The organism is Chitinophagales bacterium (assembly GCA_017303415.1).
GTDB lineage: Bacteria > Bacteroidota > Bacteroidia > Chitinophagales > Chitinophagaceae > SpSt-398.
This window is the reverse complement of sequence record JAFLBJ010000001.1, coordinates 3108304-3126663: the sequence shown is the minus strand read 5'-3', so window position 1 is coordinate 3126663 and position 18360 is coordinate 3108304. Positions and strand designations below refer to the sequence as shown.

Below are 18360 nucleotides of genomic sequence, written 5' to 3'. Positions count from 1 at the left end.
CAAATTGTCACATCGTCACATTTTCAAATTATAAAATCATCTCCTGCTATAGTTTGGCGCTTCTCTGGTGATCTCCACATCGTGGGCATGGCTTTCGCGGATACCTGCGTTGGAGATCTTAACGAATTTTGCTTTTTTCAATTCTTCAATGGTGGAGGCCCCGCAATATCCCATACCCGCTCTTAAGCCACCTACATATTGGTAAACGATTTCTTTGAGTGCCCCTTTAAAGGCAACTCTTCCTTCAATGCCTTCCGGTACAAATTTCTTTATATCGTCTTCTACATCCTGGAAATAACGATCACTGCTGCCGGTGGCCATGGCACCAAGCGAACCCATGCCCCGGTATGACTTGAATTTTCTTCCTTCGTAAATGATGGTTTCTCCCGGGCTTTCTTCCGTTCCGGCAAACACACTTCCCATCATTACGCAATCGGCTCCCGCTGCCAGGGCTTTTACCATATCACCGGTGTATCGAATGCCACCATCGGCAATCACCGGTATCTTTTTATCTTTTAATGCGGAGTAGGCTTCCATCACCGCCGTAAGTTGCGGTACCCCTGCACCGGCTACGATACGGGTGGTGCAAATTGATCCGGGTCCAATACCCACTTTTACCGCATCCGCTCCTGCTTCCGCCAGGGCCTTTGCCCCTGCGGCAGTTCCCACATTCCCGGCGATCACATTGATCTTGAAATTCTTCTTTACATTTTTCAGCGCGGTAATGACTCCTTTGCTGTGGCCATGAGCACTATCAAGACAGATCACATCCACACCCGTTGTTTGTAAAGCGGCCACGCGGTCCAGCATGTCGGCAGTTATACCTACACCTGCTCCTACCAGCAACCGGCCATAATTATCTTTCACTGCATTGGGGTAACTGAGGAGTTGGAGTATATCACGGTAGGTGATAAGCCCGATCAGTTTTCCTGATTTACTGACAACAGGTAACTTTTCAATCTTATGTTTTTGCAAGATCTTCTCCGCTTTTTTCAAATCGGTTCCTTCCGGCGCAATGATCAGGTTCTCTTTGGTCATTACCGCCGATACTTCCTTACGCGGATCGGTTTCAAAGCGAAGATCACGGTTGGTGAGGATGCCAACCAGTTTGCCGGTTTTTTCTACTATGGGAATACCACCGATCTTATTCTCCTTCATGATGCGGAGTGCATCACCGATCGTTTGATTGGGCTGGAGAGTGATGGGGTCAAGGATCAAACCACTTTCACTGCGTTTCACTTTTCTCACCTGCCGGGCCTGTTCCTCGATCGACATATTCTTATGCAGGATACCCATTCCACCCTCACGGGCCAGGGCGATGGCCAGGGGTGCTTCTGTTACCGTATCCATGGCGGCAGATAACATTGGGACATGTAATTGGATATCCTTGGTCAGCCGGGTATTGATATTTACCTCACGGGGTAAAACCTGACTATAACCCGGAACGAGTAGTACATCATCGAAGGTGAGTCCTTCGGCTACGATCTTTGATTGGGGGGAAGGGGTGGAATTTCTTGTTGCCATGTGCAAAGATAATACGTTTGACCTTGATTTATGGGGATTTTTGGATCAACCGTATTGAAATCCGGAGGACGAAAAAGGATAAGTCTGTGCAGGTTAATTTTTGGTGATGCTTTTAGCGGATCAGGACCGAAATCCCTTTTTCAAAAACTTTTTGGCCAGAATCACGGTGGGTGTATTGAAGCATCCAGACATAGGTGCCTGAGCCCTGGGGGATGCCTTTGACGGTGCCATCCCATTTCTCCTGCCAGTTACGGGTTTGAAATACAAGCTGTCCCCATCGGTTATAAATGGCAAAATACAGGTCAACGGCCTTGATGGCATTATTGGGGTAGAGATAATCATTCAATCCATCTCCATTGGGTGTAAAAGCGGTAGGTACAGCGATGAGGCAATTATCAAATACCCGAATGGTCTTGGAAGCAGTATCGGTACACCCAAGACTGTTATTGGTGGCCAGCAAACGCAATATAAAGTCTGTGTCCCTTGTCAGATTTCTTGGTAGGGAAAGGGGCAGCGGATCACGGAGCATACTGCTTCCCAGGGTACCAAAATCCCAGCGCCAGGAATCGATGAGCCCTGTGCTGGTGTTGGTGATCTCCAGCAGGTCCTCCGGACAAATATCTACAGGGATATCAAAGGAGGCTTTCACTTCATTATCCAAAACCAGGGTCTGGGTAAGGGAGTCTTTACAAACGCCATTGCCCACAACCAGTTTGATGGTATTGGTGGAGAAGGCGGGCAGGATAGCCGCGGCATTGATGCCGGTTGAAACCTGGTTGTTAATAGTCCAGGTCCACTGGTTCACCTGATTGGTGCCATTATGCGAAAAGAACAGTGTATCAAATCGACAACCCAATTGATTTGTTATGCTGAATTCAGGATTCACTGTATCCGCAATGGGGAACGACAGGGATTGTTGGGGCAGTTCCAATCCACATTCATCAATGATAGTCGTGCCATCCACACCCGCTTTTAAAGTGAGCTGGTAGGTGCCGTTTTGTACAAGCGGTGCAGAAAGGCGCACGGTGACAAATTCAGTTTGACCGGCAATACATTGTCCCGATGCACCGATCACATTCACCGATTGCGGTCCGCCACTTACCAGGAAGTCACTGCCATCATTGGCGATGGTGCTGCAGAAAATTTTCTTGGGAAAATAAAGCCGCAGGCTATCGGGGGCACAGCCGGGTGTACCTATACTGTCGGCAAAAATGGGAATGGGAGGATTATAGACAAAAGGAATTGTTTCCCCATCGGGAATTCCCCGGTCACAATTATCCAATAAAGTATTGCCATCAGCTCCCGGCCGAACGATCAATTGATAATTGTTATTCGGAAGGGTCGCAGAGAGTGTAATGGTGATTTCATCTACATCGAAACTGGTGGTACAGCTATCACCAACCGCACTGATAACGGTAGCGGCAGCGGGATTAAGAATAAATTCAGTACCGGGTGCTGTCAAACTGCTGCACTTGATCTTCTTGTTCAGTTTCAGGGTCACAACTCTTCCATCGCAACTGATCGTGGCATTGGTGGCACGTGGTAACAAAGGGTCGGTGATCACCGCGGTTCCACCGGCGAACTGTAATGTATACCCACTCTGTGTGTCGGAATAATGGCTTACCATCAACAGATACGTATGTCCAACAATAAGAGTAGGCATTTGGGCAAACGTAGGCGCATTATCGGCAGGCACCGATGCACATTGAATAAAATTGACACCGCTGGCAGAAGCACCAGTTACACCATAGGAACCCGACCAGTTCCCGGTTACAACCAGGCTATTATTGGTAAAGATCTCATTGGGGTCACGACCCGTGATATCATAGAGCTGCCAATCATAGTCTTCCTGATTGGCCAATGGGGTGATCAGAAACCCCAATGTTCCGGCAGTATAACAGGTAAAACGATAAAAGAAGGGGTTTTTGTTTTGATAGTTGGCACCACCCGTACCCGAACAGCCCGGAACAAAAATGTCATTTGTGGCACAGATCGGAACCGTGGATTGGGTAAAAACAGAGGTTCCGCAAACCGGAAATGCCGTAGAAGGGGTTTGCCCCAGCGTGGTACAGGCCTGCCCCCCACTTTTCAAATAGGGAGTAAGGAATAATATAGTGATGATCAACGCGTAGGTGCTTCTCATGATCCGTTTCAGGGTTGGCCTGGAGTTATCCAAGACAACAAAAATAGTCATTCCGTTGCTTAAAGTAAACGGTACTGCTTACCTGGTAGGGAATGAACGAGGTTATTCAATTCCAGGTTGAGTAAAGCCCCTGCGAGGGCACTGTTGGGACTTTGGCAAAAATGATATAATTCATCAATATGAAGAGGTTGATGATGGGTAAGTGTGTCCAGGATATTTTTTTCCAAAGGACTTAATTCAGGGAAAAGGAGTCGCTGGGGGAGGGCAGGGGCTGCTCTTTTTTCCATCCAGCCCATTGCTTCGATCAGATCGTTGGCACAGGTGATTAGCGCGGCTTTGTTTTTGATGATCAGTTTCAGGCAACCCGCGCTTTTTGGATCGCTTGTTTTTCCGGGAAATGCAAACACATCCCGATTGTATCCATTGGCCAATTCAGCGGTGATGATACTTCCGCCCCGCTCACCGGTTTCAATCACCACCGTAGCATCTGCCATTCCGGCTACGATCCGGTTTCGGGTGGGGAAATGATGCTTATCGGGTGCTACCCCGCTGCGAAATTCAGTAAGCAGGGCCCCATTGGATTGAACCATTTCCCGGGCTAATCTTTCATGTGCGGGCGGATAGATCTGATCGAGTCCGTGTGCCAGAACGCCAAGGGTGGAAAGTGAATGACGACAAGCCGCGTGGTGGGCAATACCATCTATTCCATGGGCCATACCACTGATCACCTGTACATCCAAGGGCACCAGATCGGCGATCAGTTTTTCCGTAATCTTTTTTCCGTAATCTGTATGGGAACGGGTACCTATGACCGAAAGGGCCCTGGCTGGATTGAGGTCCGCTTTTCCTTTTTGAAACAAAATCAGCGGGGCATCATAACAATGAAGAAGTCTGCGCGGATAACCCGGATCATTGATGAAATGCGCATGGATCTGGAATTTTTCCATATAGCGGATCTCTTTTTCCGCCATCGAAAAATTTTGAAAGGCCTTGATATATTTTGCCCGGAGGGAACCGATCCCTTCTTTTTTTTCCAATAAACGACGAGGAGCCTGAAATACAGCCTTGGCCGAACCAAATTCCTGTACCAATAAACGCGCATGTACCGCTCCCACCTGGGGAACTTCCGTCAGTGCCAGTTGATAAAGAAGATCCTCCTTCATTACTGACGAACAACTTTCATTTCAGTACGACGGTTCAAGGCCCTGCCTTCTTCGGTATCATTGGAAGCAATGGGTTGGGTGGCGCCATATCCCTTATAACTTAAACGGGTCGCCGCAATCCCTTGTTCTACCAGATAACGGACGACGGAGGCAGCCCTGTTCTCGGATAGTTTCTGGTTGGCAGCGGCATTGCCCACTGCATCCGTATGTCCATTGATTTGAATGGTCAAACCCGGATTGTCTTTGAGCAGACTTGCCAGTTTGTCCAATTCAGATTGGGATTCTGTACGCAGGTCAAATTTATTTACATCAAAAAATACATTGCGTAATACCAGTACAGCATCCTTCTCTATAGGACGAAGCTTGATATTTTTTTCATACGCCGTATCTCGCTCATTTTCCTTCAGGAAAAAATTATCGCTGTAAAACAAATAACCCTTTCTGTTTACGTTGAAGGCATAATCCTTGCCAACCGGAAGGGTGATCAGGTAATTGCCTTTTTCATTGGTTTGAATACGCGATACCATTTGTTTGGTTGAAAGATCAATCAGTTCTACAAATGAAGGAAGTACTTTGCCTGTCTTTTCATCCGTGACCGTACCCTTTACCCAAAGCGTCTGGTAAGGCCTTACCTGTTCTGGAAGAGTGAACCAATAAATGTCCAGGGCGCCATACCCCTCCACCCGGTCACTGGTGAAATAGGCAGTACGGGCATCCGGCGCAATGAATAGAGAACCTTCCTTGTCGATCGTGTTGATCGGGTAACCAAGGTTTACCGGAACACTCCAAACACCTTTTGGTCCCCGCCTTGCCAGGTAGATATCATCTTCGCCATATCCGGGTAATCCGTTGGATGTAAAGTAAAGTGTCTGGTTGTCTGCATGCAGGAAGGGGGTTGATTCGTCACCGGGAGTATTGATCTCCGGTCCAAGGTTTTCCGGGCTTCCCCAGGTGCCATCGGGTTGTATTTTGCACACATATAGATCACTTCCGCCAAATCCGCCAAAACGTCGACTGGCAAAATACAGTTCTCGTTTATCGGGAGATAAACAAGGCTGAGAATCCCATTGATCCGAATTGACACGTCCTCCCAGATTGATCGCCTCACTCCATCCAGTCGGAGTGAGATAGGAAATATAAATATCACAACTGCCCCACCCATCCGGTCTGGAGCATCCGGTGAAAACCAGCCATTGTCCATCGAGTGAGATCATTTGCGCCCCCTCATTTTGTGGGGTATTCACCTCTCCGGGTAATGCAGTAGATGCACCCCAGGTGGTATCCATTTTTCGACTGGAATAAAAGTCTTCATTTGAATTATTCACCCGGCGGGTAAAGACCAATTCTTGTCCATCAATGGTCAGGGAAGGAAAATATTCCGCTTCCGTGGTATTGATCCCGGGTCCGGCATTCACCGGTGTAAAATGAAAACCTGCAGGTGGAAACTTACGGGATTGGTCAACCGCAAAATCATAACTCTTTTGCCGGTATTCTCCCGCCTTACGGCTATTCTCACCCAGACGAGGGTTGGATAAATAATTGGTCACGGCATCCAGCGCCTCATCAAAACGTCCGGCGCCGGCTAAATTGATCGAATAGGGAAGATAATATAAACTATACCGGCTGGTATCTTTCTGGATGCCCCTGGCATAATACTCATTGGCTTTCGCATAATTCTTTTGCTGGCTGTAAACACCGGCCAACGAAAGATAGGCATTGGTAAAATTGGAATCAATGGCGATCACCTGTTCAAAATAGGGAATGGCTTCATTGAATTTTCCCGACTGTGCCCGGGCTAGGCCCTCTGCATATAATTGATCGTAGGCAGGAACGGGGGGCTGTTTTTGTTTTCCTTTTTTTTGCGCAGCGCAGGAAACAAAGAAGACAAGAAAGAGGATATGGCAAAGGATTCTTTTCATTATACCGGATTCAGAAGACGAAACTATTCAAAAATTGTCCCTTTTGAAAGTAAGTCGTGTTAAAACCTGATACTTTGTCTGGCTAATACCTGAAATCACCGGTGGGATTCAGGGTACCTGGATGTATTTGTGGATCTGCAGGCTCAGTTCCCATTGTGGATGGGCTTTAATGTACTCCACGATCAGTGGGGTCATGGCAGTGGCCTTATCCCATTCGGGTTGGAGATAGCATTTGCAATCAGCGGGTACTTGCGCGGCATATTTTTCGGCCCAGTCAAAATCTGACTTATTAAATACCACCACTTTTAATTCATTGGCGTGGGGAAGTATCTCCGGCAAAGGGGCTTTGAATTTTTTTGGCGACAGGCAGATCCAATCCCATTGTCCGCTCAGGGGATGGGCGCCGGATGTTTCAATATGGGTTTTTAGCCCGGCGGCATGAAGCAGAGAGGTGAACACCCGCAGATCATGCATCAACGGCTCTCCTCCGGTTACCACGACAATTTTTGCCGGTGTATTGCGTATCGTCTTTACCAGTTCCTCCAGGACGGTCATTGGGTGTTTATCCGCATCCCAACTGTCTTTTACATCACACCAGGTACACCCGACATCACACCCTCCCAGCCGGACAAAATACGCAGCCCTTCCCTGGTGAAAACCTTCACCCTGAATCGTATAAAAATGTTCCATGACGGGGAGCTGCATCGTGTTTTTGTGATTTCCTGGTGGAGGAAGAAGGTATTAGCTGCTGGCTATTAGCTATTAGCTTCCAGTTCTTCCAATAAATCCTTTAATTATATAAATCCTTTAATCTTTAAATCCTGGTCAATTCTTAGTTGTGCAGGCCCTATATGTATTCCGCAACAGGGCAGCAATCGTCATAGGTCCTACGCCTCCCGGAACGGGTGTGATATAACTACATTTTGGAGCGACACTGTCAAAATCCACATCACCCACCAGTCGGAATCCAGATTTCTTGGCAGGATCATCAACCCGGGTAATGCCTACATCCACCACGATGGCCCCTTGCTTTACCATATCTTCTTTAACAAAAGCGGGACGTCCTAAAGCGGCAATGATAATATCAGCACTTTGACAAATCTCATTCAGGTTCTTTGTTTGGGAATGACAAAGGGTGACTGTACAGTTTCCCGGTTGTGTATTCCCACTTAACAGGATACTCATGGGGCGGCCGACAATATTGCTGCGGCCGATCACTACGGCATGGAGCCCTTTTGTATCCAGTTTATAATGTTTCAGCAGAAGCATGATGCCATATGGCGTGGCCGAAACAAATGAGGGAAGTCCTTGCACCATCCGTCCTACATTCACCGGGTGAAAACCATCCACATCCTTTTCAGGGTCGATGGTATTGATCACCTTTTCTTCCGAAATATGCCCGGGCAGCGGAAGCTGGACCAGGATACCATCTACATCCGGGTCGTTGTTCAATTCTTCGATCTTGTCCAGCAACTTATTCTCTGATATCGAATCTTCAAACCGGATCAGGGTGGATTTAAATCCCACCTCGGCACAGGATTTTACTTTCGAAGCCACATAGGTTTCGCTGGCACCGTTATTTCCTACCAGGATGGCCGCCAGGTGGGGTATTTTCCTCCCCTCCGAAACCAGTTGAGCCACCTCTAATTTCAACTCATCGCGGATCGCCTGGGCCGCCTTTTTCCCATCTAAAATTTGCATGGCGCAAAGGTAGGGGCTTCCCCCGCGAGACAAAAAAAATTAGCTTGCTTTCACCATTTCTTATCCCGAAAATATGCACCCATGATCTGTATCCTTTTTTTTCTCCTTTTTTCCATGCCTGTCCTGGCGCAGGAACCGCCCCATCCCCGCGAACCGTACTATGGTTTGCCTGCCGCGTATGGACAGCATCCATCCGGGGGTATGGCAAATATTCAGCATCCGGCTTCCATGCTTCATCCCGGTGCCAATGGAATATCCGTTTTTTCCGAGATCCCTTTTGGACTGAAAGAACTGGGCTTGCATTCGCTGGGATTGGTCTTTCCCTTATCAGGGGCAAAAGCCGGGGTCTTTTTAAACCATTCCGGCTATCCTGGATTTGGCGAAACCAGCCCCGGATTGGCGATTGCCCTGCCTCTGGCGCAAACAGTTTTTGCCGGCATGCGGCTCAATTTTCATCAATGGAAGATGGATGGAGTTCCTGCTTCGGGAGTATCTGTCAAAACAGGATGGTTGTTTCAAATAGGGAAGGAGTTTCATAGTGGGTTTCAACTCGGATTGGCCAAGGTTAAAGGGTATGCTTTGTCGTACACCGCTCAATACGGTATTTGCTGGGCACCCGGTCCACAATGGTCGGTGTCCGGCGTTCATACGTTGTACAAGGAACAACCGGATGACCTGCATACTCTCCTCCAATACTTCCCTCACGAACGGATCAATCTGGAATGGGGCTTCCTGTCTGCGTCCGATCAATGGTACCTGGGAATCGGGTTCAGGGTAAAAAAATGGAGAACCATGCTGTATGGGCGATGTCATCCCTACCTCGGTTGGACACCCGGCATATTATGGCAACTCAATCCAAAAAATAAATGACATGAAAAAGGCAGTTAACATTTTGGCCGCCTCTGCTCTTTTCTTTTTTAATATCTGCTTATATGGGCAGGATCCGGTGGAACAATCCGGGAATGAACAAATGATGGAAACAATCCTCTCTGGTGGAGAAGAGGAAACCACGAGTATGGAATGGGAGACGGCTGAGCAGGTGCTGGATTTGAATACAGCCGGGGAAGCTGACTTGTTAGGCTCCGGACTATTCCGTTTTGAATGGGTCAGAAACCTGCTCGATTACCGAAAAAGATTAGGCCCTTTTCTGTCTATTTATGAATTGCAGGCAATTCCGGGCTGGGAGGCAGATTGGCTACGTCAAATAAAACATTTCATAACAGTAAGCAACAACCGAAAAATTAAGTTCTCACCCGCCAGTTGGAAGAAGGAAGGCGAACAGCGATTATTGATTCGTTGGGCCGGGACATTGGAAAAGAACCGGGGAATAAAAGAAAAGGCCTATGCCGGCGCCGGGTTTGCCCAAATGTATCGTTATCGTTTTCAATGGCAAGGACGGATACAGTTTGGGTTTACCTGGGAAAAGGATATTGGAGAAAAAAAAGGATTTTTCTCAGCACATCTCCAACTCCGCGACCTGGGTCGGATAAAGCTGTTGGTTATCGGCGATTACACCATCAGCCAGGGGCAGGGATTGGTGCAATGGCAGGGGATGCGTTTTGGAAAGGGAGGCGATCCGGCAGGCATCAAGCGGCAAGGGACTGTATTGCGTTCGTATTCTTCAGCGGGCGAAATATTTTTTCATCGGGGGTTGGGTTTCATCTGGCAAAATCGCGCCTATGAGGTGACCGGATTTCTTTCGCATCGGTTTTTAAGCGGGAATAAAGAACAGGATGATAGCGGAGAAACGATAATGACCTCGATCTCTTCCTCGGGTTATCATCGCACGGTGACAGAGATCGAGGGTAGAAATGTATTGCAACGATGGGCGGGTGGGGGAACGGTTCGCTGGCGCAAAAAAGAGTGGCAGGTATCTGCCAATGCCAACACCTTTATGTATTCCATTCCAATAGAACCCAATGCGGCTCTCTACCGGCTCTATGCTTTTCGGGGAAAAAAGGGGACTGCTGTGAGCCTCGACCTGAGTGGATCCCTGAGGAGCATTCATTTTTTTGCAGAGAGCGCTGTATGCCATACCGGGAAACCGGCAATTTTGGCTGGATTGCTTTTCAGCCCGGACAAAAAGATGGACTTTGCCCTGATGGCCCGAAAAATTGCACCGGGTTATATATCTCCGGAGGCCCAGGCTGTTACCCAGGCCTCCCAGGTACAAAATGAACAGGGAATATTGATATCTATTCGGGGTCGGCCAAGGGATAGATGGATAATAGATACCTATCTGGATTGTTTTTCTTTTCCCTGGCTCAGGTATCAGGTGAACGGGCGTTCTGTGGGAAATGAGTTTCAATCATCGCTTATTCATACCCCGCGCAGGGGGACTGAGATCCTGGCCCGGTTCCGGACCTCGAATCGTTGGGAAAATGGGGAGAGCATTCCCGGTACTGTCGGGTTAACCGCTGTTCGCCAGAAGTCAATTCGGTTTCAGATCAGTTTGCCTTTCTCGGCTGTCCTTTGGTACCGCCAGCGGATGGAATGGGTAAAGGTCGGGAAGGGTCGGGGAGGGCTCCTTTTTGCAGATATCCGCTGGAAACCTGTTTCTGTGCCCTGGTCAGGCAGTTTTCGCCTTCAATGGGCAGGTACCGATGGGTATGATTCCAGGATATATGTATTTGAAAATGATGTGTTATACGCTTCATCCCTATCCGCCTTTTATGAAAATCAGTTTCGGTACTACCTTGTTCTGACCGGAAAAATCAGTAAAAAAATACAACTTAGTTTCAAATTTTCTCAGTCATTATTTGTTGATAAACAATCCATTGGGTCAGGTTGGGGGGAGATCAAAGGCAACCATCGCAGTGATTGGCGCGTTCAGATAATCTATGCAGATGTCCGTTGATCGTTAAACCCCATCTATGTACTTTAACTTTTTATTAAAAAAACCCGTATTTTGCGCAGCACATATGGACAGATGACTGTCTTACTCCTTATCCCTACCCTTTGGATGGTAATCATAACTAGTTGGAAATCAAATCTTTTTTTAACAAAAATTGATCTCACATGAGAAAATTTGTATCACTGCTTACAGCAGGGATGTTATGCTTTGTGTTGACTTTTGCACAATCGCGCACCGTCTCCGGTGTAGTAACAGGCCCTGATGGTAAACCAGTACCATTCGCCACACTAACATTGAAGGGAAAACCCAATGTGGGTGTATCTGCCGATGCGGATGGTAAGTTCATTTTCAAAAACTTTCCTACAGGAGGTGTCCTGGTAATCACTTCTGCCGGTTTTGCCGAGAAGGAAGTTACTCCAGGTACATCGGACGTGGTAAATGTGGCTATGGCCAACAGCACCCAGGGTGACCTGCAGGAGGTTGTGGTAACCACGGCTTTTGGTATTAAAAAGTCGGAACGGACCACCCCCTTTAGTGCCCAGCAGGTTACTGCTGATCAATTGAATGTAACCCGTCAAAACCAGGTGAGCAATGCCTTGACCGGTAAAGTAGCCGGTGCACAGGGTTTGGGTCAGTCTTCCGTTGCCCTCGACCGTAACACAACCATTCGTCTTCGCGGTGGTGCTGGTATCGGTACAGATGGTAACCCTGTTTATGTAGTGGACGGTAACATTGTAAACATCTTTGACATTAACCCGGATGATGTAGAAAACATCACCGTGTTGAAAGGGGCTAACGCAACCGCCCTTTTTGGTTCTCAGGCCGCCGGTGGTGCTATCGTACTTGACCTCAAAAAGAAAGTGGGAAAAAATGGAATCGGATTGGAGATCAACAGTGGCGTGACCATTGACCGGATTTATATCCAGCCCAAATTCCAGAACCTCTATGCCGGTGGTGGTGCAGGCGATTTGATTCAATATTCTTACCAGCCTGGTCAGCCTACTGAATGGCAGGCTTTGGATGGCAAGTACTTTCATGATTATACAGATGATGCAAGCTGGGGTCCCCGTATGAGCGGCCAGGAGTATATTCCCTGGTATGCCTGGTTCCCCAATCATCCTTATTCCTTCAAAACAGCTTCGCTGAGCCCTCAGCCAGATAACACGAAGGATTTCTGGAATACAGGTATCACTACCAATAACAACGTATCTTTTGGTAAATCCAACAACGGAACCTCTTACCGGGTTTCCATGACCAATCAATATCAGAAAGGTCTTTTGCCTGGTTCTTATTCCAACAAGAATTTTGTTTCCTCTTACCTCAGTTTTGATTTGAACAGCCACTTCACAGTGGATGCCAATATCAACTATGTAACCCAGCAAATTCGTGGTGAATTCAGTGATGCCTACTCCAACAATTCATCTGGTTCATTCAGCCAGTGGTTCCATCGCGACCTGAACATGGACATTCTGAAAGAATTGGCTGATTACAAATCGCCCAATGGTACCTATATGAGCTGGAACCTGTTGACCAACCCCGATGGGGCAGGTGGTTACGATGATATCATCGGTAACTACTGGTACAACTTCTACTCTTACCAGAAAGGTCGTTCAGACATTCAGCGTTTGAACCGTACCTGGGGAAATGTGTCCCTGACCTATAAACTGGATAACCATTTCCGCGTAAAAGGTACAATCCGTACAAACTACCGCACATCTAATAACGAAACTATCGTAACCTCTCTGTTGGAAGCCAGTGCCGGTCAAGCCGGATATTTGGCCTCCTATGCCACATCGAATAACGTATTCCAACGTTACGATTACGAAGCACAGGCTATTTATAATAACAAGTTTGGTGATTTCTCTGTTTCTGGTATCCTGGGTGGCAACATTCAGAAAGAACAAACCAAGAACGTGGCTGCCAATACCAATAACGGGCTGAACGTTCCCGACCTTTATTCTATTACCAACTCCGCTGCCCAGCCTTCTATTTCGAATACCCGGTCAGCCTATCAGGTAAACTCCCTGTTTGGTACCGGTGATATTGAATATAAGAAAGTAGCGAGCGTAACCTTTGGTCTTCGTCAGGACTGGTATTCTACCAACAACCCGAATGATAATGCCCTGTTCTCTCCTTCTGCCGGTGTAAGCTTGATCTTCTCTGAACTGATGAAGTCTAAGCCAAGCTGGTTTACCTATGGTAAGTTCTTTGGAAGCTGGGGTAAAAAACCTCTTCCATTGGGTATTTATGCCCTTGGATTTGTGTATTCTCCCAACCAGTTCCTGTGGGATGGCAACTTCCTGATGGGTACACCCAATACCTTCCCCGATCCTACGGTGAATGGTTCTGTGGTGACTACCTACGAAACCGGAGTTGACCTGAAATTCCTGAAGAACAAACTCGGTGTGAACCTGGTCTACTATCATGAGATCAATGACAAGGCGCCTGTAAACGTAGGTTTGCCTTCTACAACCGGATTTACCACTACCACTACCAATGCGGCCCGCGTTGACCGTTATGGTATTGAAGCGATCATTACTGCTACTCCTGTTGCGAGCAAAAACTTCAACTGGAATATCTCCAAAACCTTTGGTTACCTGATCGGCAACCCTGTGAAGGAGATTATTGATGGTCAAACTGAATTGCTACTTGCTGGTGGTTCCTTTGGTACCCGTTTCGCCCGTGCCTTCCAGATCAAAGGAAAAGACTGGGGTATGCTCCGCGGCGGTGGTATCAAGCGTAATGCTGATGGCCTGATGGTCGTTAACCCAACAACGGGTCAGTACGTTCGTGACGCCAGCAAAGAATGGGGTTCTGTTATTCCTAAAGTAACCGGCGGTGTATTGAATACCTTCTCTTTCAAGAATGTTGACCTGACCGTGTTAGTGGATTATCAGTTTGGCGGTAAATTTTTCTCCCTGTCTGAGCAGTGGGGACATTTTTCTGGTCTCTATGAGGCAACCGCAAGCCTCAATGATAACGGTAAGAATATACGGGATGCCCTGGCAGATGGCGGTGGTGTTCACGTAGTAGGGGTTAGCTCAGTAGATGAAAAAACACCTGTTGATGTTTACCTGGATGCGACCACTTACTGGAGACAGTTCTATTTCAACCAGATCGCTGAACCTTTTGTACACGACCTGACTTTTGTGAAACTGAGAGAAATAAGCCTTGGTTATCGTCTGCCTGTTTCGAAGATCGGCTTCCTGAAGAAAACCTTCCAGGGTGCTTCATTGTCCGTGATCGGTCGTAACCTTTGGTTGATCTACAGCGAGACCAAGAATTTTGATCCTTCCGAGATCTCGGCGATCTATGGTGAGAATGGTCAGTTCCCTGGTTCCCGTTCGATCGGTGTTAACCTGAAATTAACCTTCTAATCCTCAATCCAAACACGTCAAATATGAAACATAATATGAAAAAAATAACCCTCTTTGTCCTGGCCGCTGGTCTTTTTGCTGCCGGTTGTAAGAAGGTGGATTTTGGTGACACCAACGTCAATCCCAATGCCACTACCACCCCTATTACCGCAGCCTTGTTGACCAACGTGCTTTCGCAAATGGCCAATGATGTTTGGGATGCGGGTGGAATTTCCACCGTGGCCGGACTTTACTGCCAGTTTGGTGCAGAAACCCAGTACACAGACGCTTCTCGTTATGCTAAACCTACGTTTGATCTGGGTGGGTATTATACAGGCCCCCTCTATGATCTTCAAAACATCATCAACACAAACGAGTCCAGCCCCGAAGCGGCCAGCAAGTATGGTTCCAATGCAAACCAGATCGCCGTGGCCCGTATCCTGAAGGCTTACTTCTTCTGGAAGATTACTGACTATTGGGGAGACATTCCTTATACCAACGCCCTTAAAGGCGCCGGTTTGGATCAGACCTATGATAAGCAACAGGATATCTATCCTGCCTTGATCAATGAGCTGAAAGCCGCCGTTGCCCAATTTGATGGTGGTGGTGCTCCTCAGGGTGATATCCTGTTTGATGGGGATATCGATCAGTGGAAAAAATTCGCTAACTCCATCCGCCTGCTGATGGCTCTCCGGATGTCGAAAGTGAATGCCTCTCTGGGACAAACGGAGTTCAACTCCGCCCTGTCTGCCGGTGTTATTGCAGCCAATGCTGATAACGCTAAACTGGCTTTCCCCGGTGGTAACTTCAACAACCCCTTTTACCAATACTACAACATCACCCAGCGTCGTGACCTTGCTGTTTCTGCTACAGTAACGGATTGGCTGGTGGAGAATGCTGACTCCCGCGTGAACGCTTTTGGCTCTTCTGCGGTAGGTTTTGAATACGGGCTTACCCGCGATGATGCTATTGCCTTCGCCAATGCCAACACCAATTGGGCTCGTATGATGAGCAATACATTTCGTACAGCGACCAATCCTGTAACCATTATCTCTGCTTCTCAGATCATGCTCGCTCGTGCAGAAGCTGCACAGCGTGGCTGGACCTCCGAAAATGCCGCTACCCTGTACCAAAATGGTATCCAGGCCAGCTGGGAAGAGTGGGGTGTTTACAATGCCACCGCCTTTGGTAACTACATGGCTGATGCCGATGTAGCCCTGACCTCCGGAACTGAATTGGCCAAGATCGCTACCCAGCAATGGCTGGCTTTCTTCCCCAATGGTTCACAAGGGTTTGCCAACTGGAGAAGGACAGGTTACCCTGTTCTGGCTCCCGCACCTGGCCAGGCTAACGCCATTCCCCGTCGTTTCCCGCACGGTACTACCGAGCAGCAGAACAACAAGACAAACTGGGAAAACGGAACCGCCGTATACACTGTATCCGGGGAGTCTGATTCTCAGTGGGGTAAAGTATGGTGGGATAATTAATTCCGCATGTTTTTCAACATACCAGAAAGTGGGGCCCAAAGGCCCCACTTTTTTTTATTTTTCCCCGAGAATTCCCTTAATTTAGTGCCTTACAACTAACTGTAAACACTACATATGAGAAAAGGTATACTCCCTGTCCTTTTTGCATCTATTTCATTGTCCATGTTGGTGTCCTGCGAAAAAGCAGAAGAAACCAGCAAGATCAAAAGCAACGAAAAAACATTGGTTCTCCTGCCTGAAGCAGAGAATGGCGCAAAGAATATCGCCCTCGATCTGGTGGCCAGCAATATCACCGTTGATCTGATCGAGATACGTCGTAATACACCTAATGAAGCTACCCTGAACAGCACACAGGTAGTTAAAATAGCGCTGAGCAATACAGCTATCACCGAACTTATCGGTGATGGCATAGTAGAACTTCCACGCAATGTTTATACCAGCCATGCCGACAATCCATTTGATGGTCAGTACTGGACAGTTACCTTCAAGCCGGGTGAGTTCTCCAAAACGTTGAAGATCGTATTGAACCCCACTACACTTCTTACACTTGGTCGTGTGGGATTGGGCTTTGCCCTGGCTGAAGCACCTGGTGCTGAAATCAGCGGAGCAAAAAGCAAAATGGCAGTTGAGTTAGGCGCCAAAAATGCCTGGGATGGTGTTTACCGTATTCGCTATCGTCTGGTCCACCCCACAGTAACCATCGGTGGTAATGGAACCGTTGCTGAATGGGATTTCCCGAGCTCCGGTCCCCGCAGCATTGACTGGGATTTCGCTACCGTGTTTACCAACTTCTCAACAGGAGGTTTAACCTATTTTGGCGATGCTTCCGGCCCCAGCCTTCAGGTGCGTATGACCATCAATACCGACAATACAGTTACTCTTTCAAATATTGGTCCCCGCGCTGTACCGCTTGGTTTCCCCGCTTTACAACCTATTGCAGGTGCCAACAACCGCTACGATCCGGCCACCAAGACCATCTACGCTGCTTATCAGTGGGCTGGTACACCAACCAGACAAAAGTTTGACACCCTGACCTATCTGCGTCCGCGCTAAGGTTGTAACATCTTTCAACTAATTTCGCAGGGGGTATCATTACCCCCTGTTTTATTTTAAATCATTATCATGTCTGAACAAAACGCCCCCCACAATCAGCTCAATATTGAGATATCCGAGGAGATCGCCGAAGGCAGTTATGCCAACCTGGCCATTATCACACATTCCCATGCTGAGTTTGTGATCGATTTCGTGAATGTGATGCCCGGAACGCCTAAAAGCAAAGTAAAATCCAGGATCATACTTACCCCGCAACACGCCAAACGTTTTATGAAAGCCCTGGTGGAAAATATCGAGCGCTATGAATCAGCCAACGGGGTAATCAAAGACCTCGAAGAGATTTCGATTCCAATGAATTTTGGCGGGCCTACGGCGCAAGCCTGAGTCGTGAGACGTGAGATATCTCAAGTCTCACGACTCACGTCTCACGCCTTACAACCCGCCTTCATCCGCAAACGAGTAATACCCCTCTCTGCTCACGATAATATGGTCCAGCAGTTTGATATCCAGAAACTGGGAGGCTTCCTTGATTTTCTGGGTGAGTTCCTGATCGGCGCGGCTTGGTTTCAGATTACCGGAGGGGTGGTTATGACAAAGGATGATACTTACCGCCTCCTCCTGTAAGGCCTTTTTAAATATGATACGCGGGTCGGCCACGGTACCCGTGATCCCTCCCTGGCTGATGATCTCAAAATGGTTGATCCGGTTGGCCCGGTTGAGAAAGAGTACTGCAAAGACCTCATGGGTATGGTCCTTTAGCAGATGTTGGAGGTAGCCCGCTACATCCTTGCTGCTGGTGATAGCGTCCTGGGAGAGGGCCTCTGTGGCCTGACGGCGACGCCCCAGCTCCAGGCAGGCCGTAAGAATGATGGCCTTTGCCTGACCTACTCCGCGGATGGTCATTAAGTCTTTGATTGTCAATCTTCCAAGTTGATTCAGGTCATCGTTTCCCAATTTCATGACCTCACGGGCCAGGTCAAGCGCGGATCTTTCCCTGGTTCCATTCTGCATCAGGATCGCCAAAAGCTCGGCATGGCTAAGGGCAGCCGGGCCTTTCATAAGTAATTTTTCTCTCGGCCTGTCGTCCTTTGCCCAGTGTTTTATCGGGTAATAATTCTCTTGCATGGGCCAAGATTAGAAAATAAATTTATCCTCGTCAA

13 protein-coding genes are annotated in these 18360 nt (G+C 47.9%); 6 read left to right on the top strand and 7 right to left on the bottom strand.

Features of this window, described 5'->3' with window-relative positions; genetic code table 11:
* Positions 1-36 precede the first annotated feature (36 nt).
* The 6 genes from guaB to folD all read right to left on the bottom strand — a co-directional run bounded on the left by guaB (position 37) and on the right by folD (position 8450).
* Positions 37-1524, bottom strand: coding sequence for an IMP dehydrogenase (gene guaB / locus J0M30_13645; GenBank protein MBN8668539.1), 1488 nt, complete (start codon positions 1522-1524; stop codon positions 37-39).
* A gap of 112 nt (positions 1525-1636) precedes the next feature.
* Positions 1637-3667, bottom strand: coding sequence for a gliding motility-associated C-terminal domain-containing protein (locus J0M30_13640; GenBank protein ID MBN8668538.1), 2031 nt, complete (start codon positions 3665-3667; stop codon positions 1637-1639).
* A 59-nt stretch (positions 3668-3726) separates the two neighbouring features.
* Entirely contained in the window at positions 3727-4830 is a 1104-nt protein-coding gene (gene dprA / locus J0M30_13635; protein MBN8668537.1) for a DNA-processing protein DprA, read from the bottom strand.
* A complete protein-coding gene (locus J0M30_13630) occupies positions 4830-6749 on the bottom strand; it encodes an OmpA family protein (protein MBN8668536.1) in 1920 nt (639 codons plus the stop codon). The genes dprA and J0M30_13630 overlap by 1 nt, the downstream gene beginning before the upstream one ends.
* A 108-nt stretch (positions 6750-6857) precedes the next feature.
* Positions 6858-7439, bottom strand: a complete 582-nt coding sequence (locus J0M30_13625; protein ID MBN8668535.1) for a 7-carboxy-7-deazaguanine synthase QueE — start codon at positions 7437-7439, stop codon at positions 6858-6860.
* Positions 7440-7574: 135 nt separating this feature from the next.
* Positions 7575-8450, bottom strand: coding sequence for a bifunctional methylenetetrahydrofolate dehydrogenase/methenyltetrahydrofolate cyclohydrolase FolD (folD, locus tag J0M30_13620; protein ID MBN8668534.1), 876 nt, complete (start codon positions 8448-8450; stop codon positions 7575-7577).
* Between the two features lie 81 nt (positions 8451-8531).
* Between folD and J0M30_13615 the strand changes: the two genes are divergently transcribed.
* The 6 genes from J0M30_13615 to J0M30_13590 all read left to right on the top strand — a co-directional run bounded on the left by J0M30_13615 (position 8532) and on the right by J0M30_13590 (position 17584).
* On the top strand, positions 8532-9320 hold the full coding sequence (locus J0M30_13615; protein ID MBN8668533.1) for a hypothetical protein: 789 nt from the start codon (positions 8532-8534) through the stop codon (positions 9318-9320).
* A 1-nt stretch (position 9321) separates the two neighbouring features.
* Complete coding sequence (locus J0M30_13610) at positions 9322-11307, top strand: helix-hairpin-helix domain-containing protein (GenBank protein MBN8668532.1); 1986 nt, start codon at positions 9322-9324, stop codon at positions 11305-11307.
* A 161-nt stretch (positions 11308-11468) separates the two neighbouring features.
* Positions 11469-14681 carry a SusC/RagA family TonB-linked outer membrane protein gene (locus tag J0M30_13605; protein ID MBN8668531.1) on the top strand — a complete coding sequence of 1071 codons (3213 nt, stop codon included), beginning with the start codon at positions 11469-11471 and terminating at the stop codon, positions 14679-14681.
* A 35-nt stretch (positions 14682-14716) separates the two neighbouring features.
* Entirely contained in the window at positions 14717-16147 is a 1431-nt protein-coding gene (locus tag J0M30_13600) for a SusD/RagB family nutrient-binding outer membrane lipoprotein (GenBank protein MBN8668530.1), read from the top strand.
* Positions 16148-16261: 114 nt separating this feature from the next.
* On the top strand, positions 16262-17200 hold the full coding sequence (locus J0M30_13595; protein ID MBN8668529.1) for a hypothetical protein: 939 nt from the start codon (positions 16262-16264) through the stop codon (positions 17198-17200).
* Between the two features lie 69 nt (positions 17201-17269).
* Entirely contained in the window at positions 17270-17584 is a 315-nt protein-coding gene (locus tag J0M30_13590) for a DUF3467 domain-containing protein (GenBank protein ID MBN8668528.1), read from the top strand.
* Positions 17585-17632: 48 nt separating this feature from the next.
* On the opposite strand, the gene radC is transcribed toward J0M30_13590, so the two are convergent.
* Entirely contained in the window at positions 17633-18325 is a 693-nt protein-coding gene (gene radC / locus J0M30_13585; protein ID MBN8668527.1) for a DNA repair protein RadC, read from the bottom strand.
* Positions 18326-18360 lie beyond the last annotated feature (35 nt).